Annotated in this window: 11 protein-coding genes and 1 pseudogene; 4 read left to right on the top strand and 8 right to left on the bottom strand. The window is 57.9% G+C overall.

Annotated elements, in window-relative coordinates; genetic code table 11:
• Positions 1 to 139 precede the first annotated feature (139 nt).
• Positions 140 to 3241: an error-prone DNA polymerase gene (locus CLU84_RS08765; protein WP_099736868.1), complete on the bottom strand. Its 3102-nt coding sequence runs from the start codon at positions 3239 to 3241 to the stop codon at positions 140 to 142.
• A 29-nt stretch (positions 3242 to 3270) separates the two neighbouring features.
• On the opposite strand from CLU84_RS08765, the gene CLU84_RS08760 reads away from it, so the two are divergent.
• Genes CLU84_RS08760 through CLU84_RS08750 form a run of 3 tightly spaced genes read left to right on the top strand, consistent with a single transcriptional unit; the run spans position 3271 to position 4654 of the window.
• On the top strand, positions 3271 to 3810 hold the full coding sequence (locus tag CLU84_RS08760) for a hypothetical protein (protein WP_099736867.1): 540 nt from the start codon (positions 3271 to 3273) through the stop codon (positions 3808 to 3810).
• The gene (locus CLU84_RS08755) at positions 3788 to 4087 is read left to right on the top strand and encodes a hypothetical protein (RefSeq protein WP_099736866.1); all 300 of its coding nucleotides are present in this window, start codon (positions 3788 to 3790) and stop codon (positions 4085 to 4087) included. Before CLU84_RS08760 ends, CLU84_RS08755 begins: the two co-directional genes overlap by 23 nt.
• A gap of 3 nt (positions 4088 to 4090) precedes the next feature.
• A complete protein-coding gene (locus CLU84_RS08750; protein WP_099736865.1) occupies positions 4091 to 4654 on the top strand; it encodes a hypothetical protein in 564 nt (187 codons plus the stop codon).
• Between the two features lie 1171 nt (positions 4655 to 5825).
• Here CLU84_RS08750 and CLU84_RS08745 read toward each other — a convergent pair.
• Together CLU84_RS08745 and CLU84_RS08740 are read right to left on the bottom strand one after the other, a co-directional pair.
• Positions 5826 to 5962, bottom strand: a pseudogene (locus tag CLU84_RS08745) (transposase); the annotation flags it as partial.
• A gap of 169 nt (positions 5963 to 6131) precedes the next feature.
• Positions 6132 to 7115 (bottom strand): DNA-binding protein, encoded by a 984-nt coding sequence (locus CLU84_RS08740; RefSeq protein ID WP_099736864.1) that lies wholly within the window; start codon positions 7113 to 7115, stop codon positions 6132 to 6134.
• Positions 7116 to 7454: 339 nt separating this feature from the next.
• Between CLU84_RS08740 and CLU84_RS08735 the strand changes: the two genes are divergently transcribed.
• A complete protein-coding gene (locus CLU84_RS08735) occupies positions 7455 to 8561 on the top strand; it encodes a site-specific integrase (RefSeq protein WP_099736863.1) in 1107 nt (368 codons plus the stop codon).
• Positions 8562 to 8797: 236 nt separating this feature from the next.
• On the opposite strand, the gene CLU84_RS08730 is transcribed toward CLU84_RS08735, so the two are convergent.
• From CLU84_RS08730 to CLU84_RS08710, 5 genes are all read right to left on the bottom strand, one after another.
• Positions 8798 to 9262, bottom strand: a complete 465-nt coding sequence (locus CLU84_RS08730) for a VOC family protein (protein WP_099736862.1) — start codon at positions 9260 to 9262, stop codon at positions 8798 to 8800.
• A gap of 69 nt (positions 9263 to 9331) precedes the next feature.
• A complete protein-coding gene (locus CLU84_RS08725) occupies positions 9332 to 10144 on the bottom strand; it encodes a YdcF family protein (protein ID WP_099736861.1) in 813 nt (270 codons plus the stop codon).
• Positions 10145 to 10303: 159 nt separating this feature from the next.
• A complete protein-coding gene (locus tag CLU84_RS08720) occupies positions 10304 to 12352 on the bottom strand; it encodes an acetyl/propionyl/methylcrotonyl-CoA carboxylase subunit alpha (protein WP_099736860.1) in 2049 nt (682 codons plus the stop codon).
• On the bottom strand, positions 12334 to 13737 hold the full coding sequence (locus CLU84_RS08715; protein ID WP_099736859.1) for a DUF389 domain-containing protein: 1404 nt from the start codon (positions 13735 to 13737) through the stop codon (positions 12334 to 12336). The genes CLU84_RS08720 and CLU84_RS08715 overlap by 19 nt, the downstream gene beginning before the upstream one ends.
• A 13-nt stretch (positions 13738 to 13750) precedes the next feature.
• The gene (locus CLU84_RS08710; protein ID WP_099736858.1) at positions 13751 to 15286 is read right to left on the bottom strand and encodes an acyl-CoA carboxylase subunit beta; all 1536 of its coding nucleotides are present in this window, start codon (positions 15284 to 15286) and stop codon (positions 13751 to 13753) included.

The following is a 15286-nucleotide window of genomic DNA, read 5'->3' as shown; positions in this document are numbered from 1 at the left end:
AGTCGTCCCAGCAATGCTCAAAGAGCGATCATCACTTGTACGTCTAGGTGCCAAGTTCTTCTACGACATGTGAATGGCTGTGGCCCGTGGTTCGCCGCCAACTTATGAGCAACGTGCAATCGACTAAAAATGTGAATCCTCAGTTGAGCGTCCACTTTTCATACGTATGAACGACCGCTGTGGAAAGTCGGCCCAAGAGGTGGGATAGGTCCGCCAGCCGCTCCGCTATGAGGTTGCACACTTGACCTTGGCGCTGCCAACGCCCTTCGACTGCTAGAAGGCGTGACCCTAGTAGTACCTGGCGCTGCTCATCGCGCACGTCGCGCCAGACAATAACCTGTGTGCAGCCCTCCTCGTCTTCCAACGAGACGAAAACAGTGCCGTTTGCCGTGCCCGGTTGTTGCCTCAGCGTCACGATGCCAGCAGTTCGCACCCGCTCGCCGCTGACGACCGTGCGGAGCTGCCTGGAAGTCTTCAGCTTGTACTTGTTCAGCCGCGGCCGCAGAAGGTGCATGGGGTGACTGCGCAGCGTCAGGCCTGTCGATGCGAAGTCCCATAGCACCTCCTCTCCTTCCGGGGCTACCGGCAGTTCAAGGAAAGCTTCGTCAACGGTGGTCACCTCCAGCAGCTCGGGCGCGGCGTGCATGGCTGCGGCATCCCACACCTGTTGGCGACGGTGCCCAGATAGTGTGGCCAGTGCACCCGCAGCAGCTAGAACCTTCATCTCGTGCTGCTGGAGACGCACACGCAAGGCAAGTTGCTGTGCAGTGTCGAAGGGCGCTCGATGACGCTCCTCCGCAATGCGCAGTGCACTGCTGCTACGCAGGCTGGAGATAAGGCGCAGGCCCAGCCGTACAGCTGGTTTGGTGTCGATGTCTTCGAGCGTACAGTCCACCTCGCTGTGCATCACGTCGACGGGCCGTACTTCAACGCCGTGGCGGCGCGCGTCCTGGACCAGCTGGCTGGCGGAATAGAACCCCAGCGGCTGACTGTTGAGCATGGCGGCAAGGAAGGCGGCAGGCTCATGGCGCTTGATCCAGCAGCTGGCATAGACCAGCAGAGCGAAGCTGGCCGCGTGGCTTTCAGGGAACCCATATTCGCTGAAACCCTTGATCTGCTCAAATATCTGCTCGGCAAACTCTCGCTCATAGCCCCTTGAGGTCATGCCCTGAACAATTTTGTCGTAATACTTTTCCAGCCCGCCTTTGCGCTTCCAGGCTGCCATGGCTCGGCGCAGGCCATCGGCCTCGCCTGCAGTGAAACCGGCCGCGAGCATGGCCACCTGCATGACCTGTTCCTGGAACACGGGCACGCCGAGCGTTCGGCCCAAAGCCTCTTTCAGTGCCTCGCTCGGGTAGCTCACGGGATCGATGCCCTGACGCCGGCGCAAATATGGGTGCACCATGCCGCCCTGAATAGGACCAGGCCGCACGATGGCCACCTCTATCACCAGGTCGTAGAAGCGCCTGGGCTTTAAGCGTGGCAGCATCGTCATCTGCGCACGGCTCTCGATCTGGAACACACCGACCGTGTCGGCCCTGCAAATCATGTCGTAGGTGGCTTTGTCTTCTGCAGGAATGTCCTGCATCGAAAAATTGAACCCACGGCGCCGGCTGATGAACTCCAATGCTCGGCGGATGGCCGATAGCATGCCCAGGGCCAACACATCAACCTTGAGCAGGCCTGCCGCATCCAGATCATCCTTGTCCCATTCGATCACTGTGCGATCCGGCATCGAGGCGTTTTCTACCGGCACCATCCTGCACAGCAGATCTCGCGTGAGCACGAAGCCGCCGGTGTGCTGGGAAAGATGCCGTGGGAAGCCGATCAGCTGCTCCGTCAAGGTGATGAGCTGCTGCACGGCCAGCGAGCTCGTGTCCATGCCGAGCTCATCGAAACGCTCCTGACGAATGCTGCGACCGTCGAACCACTGCTGCCTCTTGGCAATGGCGTCGACCACTTCGAGCTCGAATCCCAAGGCCTTGCCCACATCGCGGATGGCGGATCGAGGCCGATAGGAAATGACGGCAGCCGTCAGTGCAGCGCGGTCGCGGCCGTACTTCTGGTACAGGTACTGAATGACCTCTTCCCGCCGCTGGTGCTCGAAGTCGATGTCGATGTCCGGTGGCTCATTGCGTTCCCGGCTGATGAAACGCTCGAAGAGCACGGACATGCGCGCAGGATCTACCTCCGTCACGCCCAGGCAGTAGCAAACCACGCTGTTGGCTGCGGAACCTCGGCCCTGACAGAGGATGTTGCGCGAGCGCGCAAATGCCACGATGTCATAGACCGTGAGGAAGTACGGTTCATACTTCAGCTCGCAGATCAACTCCAGCTCGTGCTCGATCTGGTGCTGTACCTTCTCTGGGATGCCGCCTGGCCAGCGCCGCCCTGCCCCTTCGTATGTCGCCTGGCGCAAATAGCTGTCCGCCGTGTGCCCTGCAGGGACGACTTGATCAGGATATTGGTAGCGCAGCTCGTCCAGACTGAATTTGCAGCGTTCAGCGACCCTCAGCGTTTGAGCCAGCAGCTCGGCGGGGAATGTCTGAGCCAGCCGCAACCGGCTGCGCAAGTGCCGCTCCGCGCTGCGCTGGAGCGCGTAGCCGCATTCAGTGAGCGGCTTGCCGACGCGTGTGGCCGTCAGCACGTCCTGCAGGGGCTTGCGCGAGCGCACATGCATGTGCACGTCGCCCACGGCCACGAGCGGCAATGCGGTTAGATCGGACAGCTCCCGCATGCGATGGAGCCACAGCTCATCATCCAGCCGGCGCACCAGATCCACGCCAATCCAGCAGCGGCCCGTGAAATGTGTCAAAGCCCAGCCGCCCATGGCGGCCAGCTGTGGGTCTGTCGCGCAGCGCTCTGGACACAGTAGCACCAGGTTGTCTCGAAGCTCCTTCCCGTCGATCTCATCGAGATCGAGCCGATAGGTCCCTTTTTCGGAAGAGCGGCGCAGCTTGGTGATGAACTGGCACAGGTTGCCGTAGCCGTTGAGATTCTGGGCCAGGGCCACCAGGGTGAATGCTGCTTCGCTGCTATCACGCGGCTGGATGCTGAACTGTGCGCCCAGCAGCAGCTGTAAGCCCGCTTGTTTGGCTGCAACGTGCGCGCGCACCACGCCAGCCATCGAACACTCGTCTGTAATGGCTAGGGCGGTATAGCCGAGCTCCTGGGCACGCTCTACGAGCTCCTCCGGTCGGCTGGATAAGGCTTGCAGCACCGTTTGAGCTACCACTACCAACCCCTGTTCAACGCAAGAAAGGAATTGCCATGAGCGAACTCAAGCCCGTCCGTACCCGTGAAGACCTCTTTGGCTGGCTCAGCCTTGAAGACGTCGAGAAAGAGGTGTTTGCGGCCTATGTGGGAGCCACCCTCAAGCATGACTTTGAAGCTGATGCTCGCGTGGACTACGCTGATGATCCTCTGATGCCGGGAACGGTCCTGTTTCAGGACGGAACACCTTGGCAAGACCGCCACGACTTCTTGGAATACATGCTCTGCGGCATTGTTTGGCGTCTGGAGGCGCTTGCTGAGCGCAAAGGGGTTGCTCTGGATCGATTGAACATGTCTGACGCTGTGCAGGGTCCTCCTGGCTGTCCCAAGGCAGTTGATAAGCTTGCTCATCCTCACTGGAACTACTTGGCTGGAGAGGTTCAAACGATAACCAAGGCTGAAGCAGGCCCTTGGCAAGGCTCAGGTGCGATGATCTGCGCACCCCAAAAGAAAGCCCCAGCGAGTGCTACCAACACTCCTGAGGCCATGACCAATCTTGAAAAGGACAAGACTGATGGAACGGATTGTAGGGCGTGATCGCCTTGTTAGCACCTCTGGCGGCGGATACGAGTTGGTTCGTCGCCCTCTTGGCAATGGCCATGTCGAGTGCACTGTTCGGGAACTGGTGACTTGGCATCATGCTAGGGAACTGACTGAGGATGCCTATCAACAGTACTTGGAGGCTCGTGAAGCGAACGCTGAAGAGCGGCATCAAGCCAATCTGGAGCGCTCAGCGAAACGTGCCAAAACCCGTGTACGGCATCTGTGCAAGGCGGCGGGAGTGGATACCCTCCTCACCCTCACCTACCAGTAAAACATGACCGATTGGGGGCTTCTCAAGCGGCATGTCAAAGAGTTCAACCGTCGTATGGCCCGGATCATTCCTGGCTGGTTTTACGTCGCTGCGTATGAGCGACAAGCCCGTGGGGCTTGGCATGTTCATATGGCTGTGCATCGTGTACCGCGCATGCTGGAGCATGCTCGTGGAGTCAAGGTCAAAAGCTACAGCGTCATACGTTCCGTGTGGCATGCAGTCGTTGGTGAACTGGGTGGCAACGTGGACTTGCAGGCCAGCAAGCGCATGCGGGCGCCCTCCCGCATTGCTGCGTACCTCTCCAAATACATGACCAAGGCCTTTGCAGACGGAGATGCCTGGAGCAACAGGTTCTCCTCTAGCAAGGGCCTGTCTGTCCCCAAGCCTCAGCGCATCCGCTTTGTGGGCTGGAACATGCCAGATGTGTTGCAGGCAGTGTTTGATGACTTGGACACGGTTGGCTATCAGGGTTCTGAGCAGCTCAGTGTCCGGCTGAGCCACTTCAAGGATGCCTGCTGGTTCATCTTGGACACCAACATCCCAATGAGGGAGCCCGCTTGGGCTTGAGCCACCAGCAGCCGTTATTGAGGGTTTAGGGGGTATCGGGGGCGTAGCCCCTGATGTAGCGAAGCGAAACCCGACAGCCTTCGATTAATCACTGGCCATATCCGCGATTAACTACTGTTGAATATCAACGGAGCGCTCGTTCGCGTCCTGATAAACAAAAAACTCTGCAAATAAATCCTCCGCAGGGGATAAATAGGGTTCATTTACTCGCTAATGAAGATTATTATCTCGGGGAGTCCAGATAATGCCTTATACATCGTATCTAAAATCCGTAGTAGATAACCCTGTTGCTTTAAACGAATGTCAATCGCAACAAGCGCGCCGACACGAATTCCCCTCAAGGATCGACCCTAATCGCGACACGAAGTGCCAAACATCCATTCCGCACGTTCGTTGGCCTCTTTGTGTCGCTTTAGAGCTCCTGTCATCGCGAGTCAGTCGCTCAACATCGTTCATTCGCACTTCGGTTCGGACATTTCTGTCGGTGCAATCGTCGCCTGCATAAGGACAGACGGCTTCGTAAAACTCAGCCTTTTCACGGGGTCACAAGAACCCTCACACCCGCTGGAGACATAAATGTTCAAACGCACCAACGCCCCTCCAGGTCGTTGGTTTGGGCATTCTTGTCGCGCCGCCGCACTGTTAAGTGCGGCACCGTGCAGGCGCTCGGAATCACACGGGATTGTTACGTGTCCGTAAAGTCACCCGACGCAAATTACCCCAAAAAAAATGCCTTAATTTAGGACGCAATGTTCTTACTTAGCTTGTCTTGCATGATCAAGTTCTACATCCAGCCCACATGTATCATTTCACTAGACTCTGTCTTAAGACTGCGCAATAACGCTGACCTTGCTCAAAAACCGTTGCTTTTGAATCGCAACAAAACCCTGTCTCTTTGAAATGCAACGCCATTCTCGATAAATAGGTAGTTTTACAAGTCAGAATAAACGCAACGGGCTACCCATACTCCAGAGTTTATAAGATCGTGGCCATGCCACGGCTGCCGTCTGAGGACGGTCCAGTTCAGTAAATCGATTACATGCGCTTAACCTCGTGCTTTGAGTGAGGCGTTGTATTGCTTCCAGTTGGTAGTGCGGTAGCGGGGCTTGCTGGGCTGGATCATACCTTGAGCCTACCGCTTACGACACGGCAATTTCTGCAACAACGCCGTCCACTGCAAACCGGCCAAACGCAATAGCGATTGGACCAGCCCAAGGCCTAACGCAAAGGCAAATTAAACAGGCATTTGACGATCAGGCAAAACTGGATGGCAGCGTCCGAGAAGGTCTTGCCACCTCGCGCCTTCAGTGACGTGTTGTACGCCTTCCAATTTGTGGGGCAGTAGCGCTGATTTACTCATCTCGCGAGCCTACCGTAGTGGCAGAGGTGAGTTATGCAACAACGCCAAGTAGATGCCAAATCAAGGAATTTTTAGCCTTTTCGGAGTGCTGTTGACATGCTTCACGCACCGTGTCTGCTATCGCAACGTACGGCGATTGATAGATCGGCGTGTGACCGCCAATTTGGGGCGGCGATTGGCTGCTTGAGCTGTATGGGAGTCCGTCGCTACAGAAGTACTTGACAAACGTTGCTGCGCTTCCAATAAGCTCTTGAGGTCTGCTGCTCGTTCTTGTGCCAGTGCTGCGGTGTTTTGTGTGCTTTGCAGCTGTGTGTGCAAGTTCAAAATTTCCTGCTCGGACTGCTCAAAGCGGTTTTGCAACTCCAGGTACTTGGACTCTGCTTTGCGCTCTTGCTCTTGCTGAGCTTTGCGGGCGGCAGTTAGCTCCTGGCGAGCGCGATCTACTTCGTTGAGCATGTGACGCTCATTACCTGCATATTGTTCGGCCATGCGTTGGCGCTCTGCGGCTGCAGACTGAATTTCTTCGCTGTGCTTTTGCTGCTGGAGATCACGCTGGCGCACGGCGCTGCTGAGTTCTTCGCGGGACTCTTCGAGGCGCTGATCTCGGTCTTGCAGTTGCTGCTGCATTTCATCTAGCCGACGAGCCAGATCTTGCGCGTGGTTTTGCGCCGCCTGCAGAGCCTGATTCATGGCTTCTTTCTGCGCCTGCATGGTGGCTTCGCGCTGTACCAGTTGTTCTTGCTGAGCCACAAATTCTTGTTCTTGCGCTTTCAATACATCTTCGCGCTGGGCCAATGCAATGGTGGCTGATTTTTTCGCCTCTTCCTGAGCGCTATCCCACAAGTCCTGGGCCAGTCGCTGAACGGGGTCTGGCACAGACTTCAGCACCGATGGATCTTGCTCTCCGGCAACACCCAGACGGCGCCCCAGCGTTGCAAACCAGGTCTCCAGCATCGGGCTGACCGTATTGGGAGATCCGCGCCCTATGTGCTGGCGCACTCGCTCGATGGTTGGACGCAGACCTTGGGCGATCAAAGCGTCTGCCGCAGCCCAGACATCGGACTCTTGCACGCCTCGCGACGTTGTTTTTGCTGTATTCATATCAATACTCAATATTACTAACGATAAGTTATTGTTATCGTGATTTATAAATAAAATACGTAATACACAATACATCTTATGTATTAAATATTATGTATGAAGTTTTCATACAAATGAAAACGTACATTACAGCGTTTTGTAGCCATGAATACAGCCCCAGTGGCTGTTTTTAGTCATTGGGGGCGAAACTTCCGTGCTTCTCAACATCGCGCTCAAAAAAAGGGGGCTTGAGTTGCACTGAGCAAGTCAGGAACTAGGGAACCACTCTTGATGAGCAATGTGAGTCAGAGGGAGCAGCAAACTTGCCTGCCAAGACGTTCTCGCGGTGAAAATACCGATATGGATTCCCGCAAGCGCTCCCCCTTCTCTGCCCCTGTGGCTTTTCGCTCTGATGAGCCGCCAGCGTCTGGCGCACTGACATTGCCGCTGGCACCCAAGGCGCATCAAGCCATCAAGGAGTTGATGCATGAAGGCGAATCGGCCAACACTCGCAACAGCTACCAAAGCGCCATGCGCTACTGGGCGGCTTGGCATGTGCTGCGTCTTGGTCAACCCATGCAACTGCCACTGACTGTGGCTAGCGTGCTGCAATTCATCATTGACCATGCCCAGCGGCAGACGGGTGCGGGCTTGGTCAGCGAAATGCCTGCGGAGATTGATGAAGCGCTGGTCGCTGCGGGTTACAAGGCCAAAAAAGGCCCGCTCTCTCACAACACGCTGGTTCACCGCATGGCGGTGATGTCCAAGGCTCACCAGGTGCATTCCATGCTTAACCCCTGCCAAGATGGTGCGGTCAAGGAGTTGATGTCGCGCACCCGCAAGGCTTATGCGCGGCGCGGGGAGCTCCCGCAAAAAAAAGAAGCCTTGACGCGGGATGTGCTGGAGGAGCTGCTGAGCACCTGCGACGACAGCCTGCGAGGTCAGCGAGACCGCGCCCTGCTCTTGTTTGCCTGGGCCAGCGGGGGACGCCGGCGCTCAGAAGTGGCAAGCGCCGATATGCGTTACTTGCGGACAGTGGGTGATGCTGACTTTATCTACACACTGACCCATAGCAAGACTAATCAGAGCGGTACGGATGCCCCAGAAAATCACAAACCAGTTACTGGCCGGGCAGCTAACGCTTTGAGGGCATGGCTGGCCGCGGCTCAAATTTCAGAAGGCCCTATCTTCAGGCGTATACGCAAAGGAGGTCATGTGGCTGAGCCACTCACGCCTGCAGCGGTGCGCAATATCGTCAAAGAGCGATGCGCGCTGGCAGGGGTGGAAGGTGATTTTTCAGCGCACTCGCTGCGCTCTGGCTTTGTGACGGAGGCAGGCAGGCGCAACATGCCTTTGGCCGACACCATGGCGCTGACCGGGCACCACAGTGTGAACACCGTACTGGGCTACTTCCGTGCGGATACCGCTCTGAACAATCAGGCAGCTCGAATGATGGATGAAGACTAAGACTAAGACTAAGACTAAGACTAAGACTAAGACTAAGACTAAGACTAAGACTAAGACTAAGACTAAGACTAAGACTAAGACTAAGACTAAGACTAAGACTAAGACTAAGACTAAGCCTAGGCTTGCTTGCAGGCGTTTAAGGCACAGCAAGGCCAGCGCTTAAACCTTCGCCAGCGTATTGGCAGCATGGCCGGATTTCTCTCAAGAGGTGCTCCGGCGCATGCTGGGTTTCTGGTTTAAGCCAAAGCAGCAATCACATCCATAGGTGCTTGTACCAGCTCAATCAGCACGCCCTCGCCTGCGATGGGGAACTCATCATTGCTCTTGGGGTGCAGAAAAGTGATGTCATAGCCCGCCGCGCCCTTGCGAATGCCGCCGGGGGCAAAGCGCACGCCGTTGGCGCTCAGCCATTCCACGGCCTTGGGCAAGTCGTCGATCCACAGGCCGATGTGGTTGAGCGGCGTGGCGTGCACGGCAGGCTTTTTGTCGATGTCCATGGGCTGCATGATGTCCACTTCCACTTTCATCGCGCCCTTGCCCATGGCCAGAATGTCTTCGTCCACATTCTCGCGCTCACTCTGGAAGGTACCGGTCTGCTCCAGACCCAGCATATCCACCCACAGCTTTTTCATGCGGCCCTTGTCGGTGCCGCCGATGGCGACTTGCTGAATGCCCAGAACCTTGAAAGGACGATTGCTCATAGAAGACTCCTATATTGATAGCTGCTAGCGCTTGTTAGTCAAACATTACAGCCGGTTTTGTTCATATTTTCAGACTTCACCCAGCAACCAGCTACTGGCCATGGCGAAGTACTCTCTCAGCCACGCGTTAAAGCGCGTAGCCAGGGGGGTGGGTGCAGCTACAGGGTAGACCTGTGGCAGATGCTGTCGGCTGGCGATATTCATGGCACGCATCAGATGAAAGTCGCTGCTGACCATGGCCACGGGCGCATCTGCCGCCACGCCGCGCTCTGCCAGCAAGGGGCGGCTTAGCTGGATATTGAGTTCGGTGCTGGTGCTGAGCTTTTCCAGCACCAGTCGCTCTGCCGCAATGCCGTGGCGCTGCTGCAGATAGCGGGCCATGATTTCGGCTTCAGACTCTTTCTCGCCCCAGTCCACACCGCCGCAGACGGCGATGAAGGCAGTGGGTTGCAGCTTTGCCAGCTCAGCCGCCGTATCCAGCCGCGCGGCCAGTACGGGACGGGGGTGACCGTTCAAAGTGCCGCTGCCCAAAACCACGATGGATTGAACGGGCGGCACCTGCTGGGGCCCCAGGCCCAGACTGAACAAGCGGCTCCAGAACCACAGCACACTCAGCAGCCAGACGCCAAAGCCCATCCAGCTCAGCGTCCAGAGTCGCGCATTCAGAGGTCTGGCATCGCGCCAGCGCTGCACGGATTGCCATTTCCAGCCCAGCCACAAGGCGGCCGAACCCAAAATGGCGGGCAGTACCACGCCCATATTGAAATGGCCCATGCCCATCAGCACCAGCGCATCGACCAGCAGCAGCGCGCCAGCCACCGCCAGCACCGTGCGGGTGATTCGGCTGGGTGGATATGCCGGTGAATCTGCTTTCAAAGTCATAGCTGCCAGCGATTGATGAATATAAGGTTGAAGCCAATATGGCTTGAAGAATTACAAAAGCCCGCAGAGCCAAAGCCATGCGGGCTTTTTCATTTCAGAGCGTGAGAGTCTGCGCGTTCAGCCATGTCGGCGCAGGACCCCGGCCCTGAAATACTTGCATCATTCAAATTCCAGAATGATGTCGTCCACCGCCAGCGAGTCACCCTTGGTGGCGCTGATCTTGCCCACGATGCCATCCTGCGCGGCGAACAAGATATTTTCCATCTTCATGGCTTCGATCACGGCCAGCTTTTCGCCAGCTTGCACCTTCTGGCCAGGCTGCACTGCCACGTCGACCAGCAGGCCGGGCATGGGCGAGAGCAGGAACTTGGACAGGTCAGGCGGAGCCTTGTAAGGCATCAGCTTGTGCATCTCGGCGCCCTTGGGCGACAGCACCATGACATCGGCTTGCGTGCCGTTGTGGATGATGCGCAGCAACAGCGGGTTCTTTGCCGTGCCACGCTCGATCTGGCAGGTGAAATCCTTGCCATTGCACACGCCACGCACGACCAGATCACGAATGTCGGCATTGCTTCGGAATTCGTAAGTCTTGCCGTTGATGACAACCTTGCAAGCACGGGCTTCAGCGTCAAAGTCGGTGACTTCGCCGCTCACGTACTGGTTGTTGCCTTCGGCACCCAGCACCACAGCGGTGTATTGCTGACCGACTTGCAGCTGGTGGCCTTGCATCTGACCGGTAATGGTCGATGCACGCGCGCGGTAGCGACGGTTGCGGAACATAGCCAGAGCGACCAGGAAGTCCGGATCGGCGTGAGGCACGTCCTCGGCATGGAAGCCGTGGGCGTAATGCTCAGCGATAAAGCCGGTGTTGAACTCACCCGTCACAAACTTGGGGTGGGCCAGCAGCGCTGCCTGGAAGGGAATATTGGAGCTGATGCCGCGAATGGCAAAACCGTTCAGGGCTTCGCGCGCCTTAGCAATAGCTTCGTTGCGGTCCTTGCCGTGCACGATGAGCTTGGCGATCATAGAGTCGTAGAACATGGGGATCTCGCCGCCGTCATAGACGCCGGTGTCCACACGCACGCCTTGCAGGTGCTCTGTGTCGCCTTGCCACATGGTCTGCTCTGGTGGCTGGAAGCGCACCAGACGACCGGTGGAAGGCAGGAAGTTGCGGAACGGGTCTTCGGCGTTGATACGGCACTCAATCGCCCAGCCGTCGCGCTTCACATCGGCCTGACCAAATGCCAGCTTTTCGCCAGCGGCCACGCGGATCATCTGCTCGACCAGATCCAGACCGGTAATGCACTCGGTCACAGGATGTTCCACCTGCAGACGCGTGTTCATTTCGAGGAAGTAGAAGTCCTGATCCTTGCCGACCACAAATTCCACAGTACCGGCGGACTGGTACTTCACGGCCTTGGCCAGTTGCACCGCTTGTTCGCCCATGGCTTTGCGGGTTTCGTCGCTGATGAAGGGGCTTGGTGCCTCTTCGATCACCTTCTGGTGACGACGCTGAATGGAGCACTCACGCTCGTTCAGGTACACCACGTTGCCGTGGCTGTCGCCCAGAATCTGGATTTCAATGTGGCGGGGCTCCTGGACGAACTTCTCAATAAAGATGCGGTCGTCGCCAAAGCTGTTGCGCGCCTCGTTCTGGCAAGAAGCAAAGCCTTCAAAGGCTTCCTTGTCGTTGAACGCCACCCGCAGGCCCTTGCCGCCGCCGCCGGCCGAAGCCTTGATCATCACGGGGTAGCCAATGCCCTTGGCGATTTCCACCGCTTGCTCGGGGCCAGCGATGGCGTCGTTGTAGCCGGGAATGGTGTTGACCTGGGCTTCATTGGCCAGCTTCTTGGACGCGATTTTGTCGCCCATGGCGGCAATGGAGTGGGCCTTGGGGCCGATGAAGGCAATGCCTTCGTCTTCGCAGCGCTTGGCAAAAGCTTCGTTTTCAGAGAGGAAGCCATAGCCTGGGTGAATGGCTTGTGCACCCGTGCTCTTGGCAGCCGCAATGATGCGGTCCGCCACTAGGTAGGACTCGCGGCTGGGAGCGGCACCAATGTGCACGGCCTCGTCGGCCAGCTTCACATGGCGCGCATCCTTGTCAGCGTCCGAATACACGGCCACGGTCTTGATGCCCATCTTGCGGGCAGTGGCGATCACGCGGCAGGCGATTTCGCCGCGGTTGGCAATCAGGATTTTGGTGAACATGTTGTCTGCTTCCTTCGGTTTTTATCTCTAGCGTTGAGCAAGCGGGAATCCAGTCGCTCGATCAACTGCACTTCAGTTTTTTCTAGTCGCACGCCAAGCCAGCGGCTCAGGCTGTCCCGGTCGTGCGTGTTTAAGTTGTTGGCGACATCCAGTACCACCACCGTGCTTGGCTGGGCTGCGTCGCTCGCGTTGTCAGAGCGCTCGCCTTGCGCCAGGGTCAGCGCGCAGACCAGCGGCTGCTGGGCTTGCACTTCCTGGAGCAGCGCCAAGGCATCCACCGCCCGGACGGCGGGCTGTTCCTTGGCTTGTGCCACATCCTGCTGCAAGCTCTTGAGCTGCGCATCCATGGACTTGACCTGCTCGACCAGCGTCTTGTTCACGCCTTCCTGCAGCTCGCTGCGCAGCTTTTCGACATTGAGCGAATCGTCACCGGCATCACGCACCAGCACCGTCACATCGGCCTGCCCATCGTTGAGCATGCGGCGCTTGACCTGTTCGCGCAGCTGGGCTTCGTCGGTCCGGCCCACCACGATCAGGCGCAGCGTGCGCGCTCCAGCATCCACCTCATGCATCAGTACATGGCTGTTGGGTTCCGCTTCCAGATCCCGAGCCACGCGGACCGCTGCACTGGCAAACACCTCTTGCTGCACCAGGCGATAGCCCATCCACACGCTGGGCACCAGCACCGCCGTCAGGCCCAGCGCGATGATGAGCCGGTGACGCTTGCGCGTCACTTCGTCGAGTTCACCCTGGCGCGGCAAGCGCAGCAGCTTGGCCACCGCCAGGGTGGACGCGCCGATGAACATGCTGTTGATGATGAACAGGTAGAAAGCGCCGCCAAACATGTCCCTGCGGCTATGGGCAATGCCAAAGCCTGCGGTACAAAGCGGGGGCATGAGGGCTGTGGCAATCGCCACGCCCGGCACGATGTTGTTGTAGCTGCGACGCGTCACCGCCACCATGCCAGCCGCGCCGCCGAAAGCGGCGATCAGCACATCCCACAGCGTGGGGAAAGTGCGCGCCATCAGCTCGGACTGGGGTTGCTCAAGCGGGCTGAGCGTGAAGTACAGCACCGAAGTCAGCAAACTCAGGACCACGAAGATGGCCAGGTTCTTGCCCGCCATGCGGATCAAGCCCAGATCTTGCACGGCCGCACCGTAGCCCATGCCCACGATGGGGCCCATCAGCGGCGAGATCAGCATAGCGCCGATGATCACGGCGGTGGAGTTCGTATTGAGCCCCACGGACGCGATCAGGATGGCGAAGAACAGCACCCACAGGTTGGTACCGCCAAATTGCGCGCCCGAACGCACCGTCTCGTCGATGACGGACGGCTCCTGCTGATCCTTGCGCAGGTCAAAGAGAAAAAGCAGGTTCGGGCGCATGGTTACATCGCTTTCACAAAGGGATGTTGCCGTGCTTGCGCCACGGATTCTCGAGCTGCTTGTTCTTCAGCATCTCAAGGCTGCGGCAGATACGCTTGCGCGTTTCATGTGGCTGGATCACGTCGTCGATAAAGCCACGAGCGCCGGCAACAAAGGGGTTAGCAAAGCGTTCTTTGTACTCTGCTTCGCGGGCGGCAAGCTTGACGGGATCGTTCTTGTCTTCGCGGAAGATGATTTCCACCGCGCCCTTGGCACCCATCACGGCGATTTCGGCATGGGGCCAGGCCAGGTTCACGTCACCACGCAAATGCTTGGAAGCCATCACGTCGTACGCGCCGCCGTAGGCCTTGCGGGTAATGACGGTGATTTTCGGCACGGTGGCTTCAGCGTATGCGTACAGCAGCTTGGCACCGTGCTTGATGATGCCGCCGTACTCCTGGCTGGTACCGGGCATGAAGCCGGGCACATCGACAAAAGTGACCACGGGAATGTTGAACGCATCGCAGAAACGCACAAAACGCGCCGCCTTGATGGAGGACTTAATGTCCAGGCAACCGGCCAGCACCAGGGGCTGGTTGGCCACGATGCCCACGGTCTGACCAGCCATGCGGGCAAAACCGATGATGATGTTCTTGGCGTATTCGGGCTGCAGCTCGAAGAAGTCGCCATCGTCCACGGTCTTGGCGATCAGCTCCTTCATGTCGTAAGGCTTGTTCGCGTTGTCGGGCACCAGCGTGTCCAGCGACATGTCGGCGCGGTTCACGGGGTCAGTGGAGATGCGGACCGGAGCCTTTTCCCGGTTATTCAGAGGCAGGTAGTTGTACAGACGGCGCAGCATCATCAGTGCTTCCACGTCGTTGTCGAATGCCATGTCGGCCACACCGCTCTTGGTGGTGTGGGTGATGGCGCCGCCCAGCTCTTCGGCCGTGACTTCTTCGTGGGTCACGGTTTTCACGACTTCAGGGCCGGTCACGAACATATAGCTCGAGTCCTTGACCATGAAGATGAAGTCGGTCATGGCGGGCGAGTACACCGCGCCACCGGCCGATGGGCCCATGATCATGGAGATCTGTGGCACCACGCCCGAAGCCAGCACGTTCTTCTGGAACACGTCGGCGTAACCTCCCAAAGAGGCCACGCCTTCCTGAATACGCGCGCCGCCGGAGTCGTTCAGACCGATGACGGGAGCGCCTACCTTCATGGCCTGGTCCATCACCTTGCAGATTTTTTCGGCATGGGTTTCAGACAAGGCACCACCGAACACGGTGAAGTCCTGGCTGAACACAAAGACCAGACGGCCATTGATCATGCCGTAGCCGGTGACCACGCCGTCGCCTGGGATCTTGGTCTCTTCCATGCCGAAGTCCGTGCAGCGGTGCTCCACGAACATGTCCCATTCTTCAAACGTGCCGTCGTCCAGCAGCAGCTCGATGCGTTCGCGCGCCGTGAGCTTGCCCTTTTTGTGCTGTGCGTCGATGCGCTTTTGTCCCCCACCCAGCCGCGCGAGTTCTCGCTTGGCTTCCAGCTGCTTCAGGATATCGTCTTGCAT

Origin of the sequence: Comamonas sp. 26 (assembly GCF_002754475.1) — a bacterium.
GTDB lineage: Bacteria > Pseudomonadota > Gammaproteobacteria > Burkholderiales > Burkholderiaceae_C > Comamonas.
The sequence above is the reverse complement of the archived record's forward strand: the minus strand, read 5'-3'. Positions and strand labels throughout refer to the sequence as shown.

Coding starts and splice junctions, on each gene's coding strand:
- CLU84_RS08750 (WP_099736865.1), top strand. CDS start 4,091: ATGACCGATTGGGGGCTTCTCAAGCGGCATGTCAAAGAGTTCAACCGT.
- CLU84_RS08730 (WP_099736862.1), bottom strand. CDS start 9,262: ATGAGCAATCGTCCTTTCAAGGTTCTGGGCATTCAGCAAGTCGCCATC.
- CLU84_RS08760 (WP_099736867.1), top strand. CDS start 3,271: ATGAGCGAACTCAAGCCCGTCCGTACCCGTGAAGACCTCTTTGGCTGG.
- CLU84_RS08755 (WP_099736866.1), top strand. CDS start 3,788: ATGGAACGGATTGTAGGGCGTGATCGCCTTGTTAGCACCTCTGGCGGC.
- CLU84_RS08710 (WP_099736858.1), bottom strand. CDS start 15,286: ATGCAAGACGATATCCTGAAGCAGCTGGAAGCCAAGCGAGAACTCGCG.
- CLU84_RS08740 (WP_099736864.1), bottom strand. CDS start 7,115: ATGAATACAGCAAAAACAACGTCGCGAGGCGTGCAAGAGTCCGATGTC.
- CLU84_RS08735 (WP_099736863.1), top strand. CDS start 7,455: ATGGATTCCCGCAAGCGCTCCCCCTTCTCTGCCCCTGTGGCTTTTCGC.
- CLU84_RS08720 (WP_099736860.1), bottom strand. CDS start 12,352: ATGTTCACCAAAATCCTGATTGCCAACCGCGGCGAAATCGCCTGCCGC.
- CLU84_RS08715 (WP_099736859.1), bottom strand. CDS start 13,737: ATGCGCCCGAACCTGCTTTTTCTCTTTGACCTGCGCAAGGATCAGCAG.
- CLU84_RS08725 (WP_099736861.1), bottom strand. CDS start 10,144: ATGACTTTGAAAGCAGATTCACCGGCATATCCACCCAGCCGAATCACC.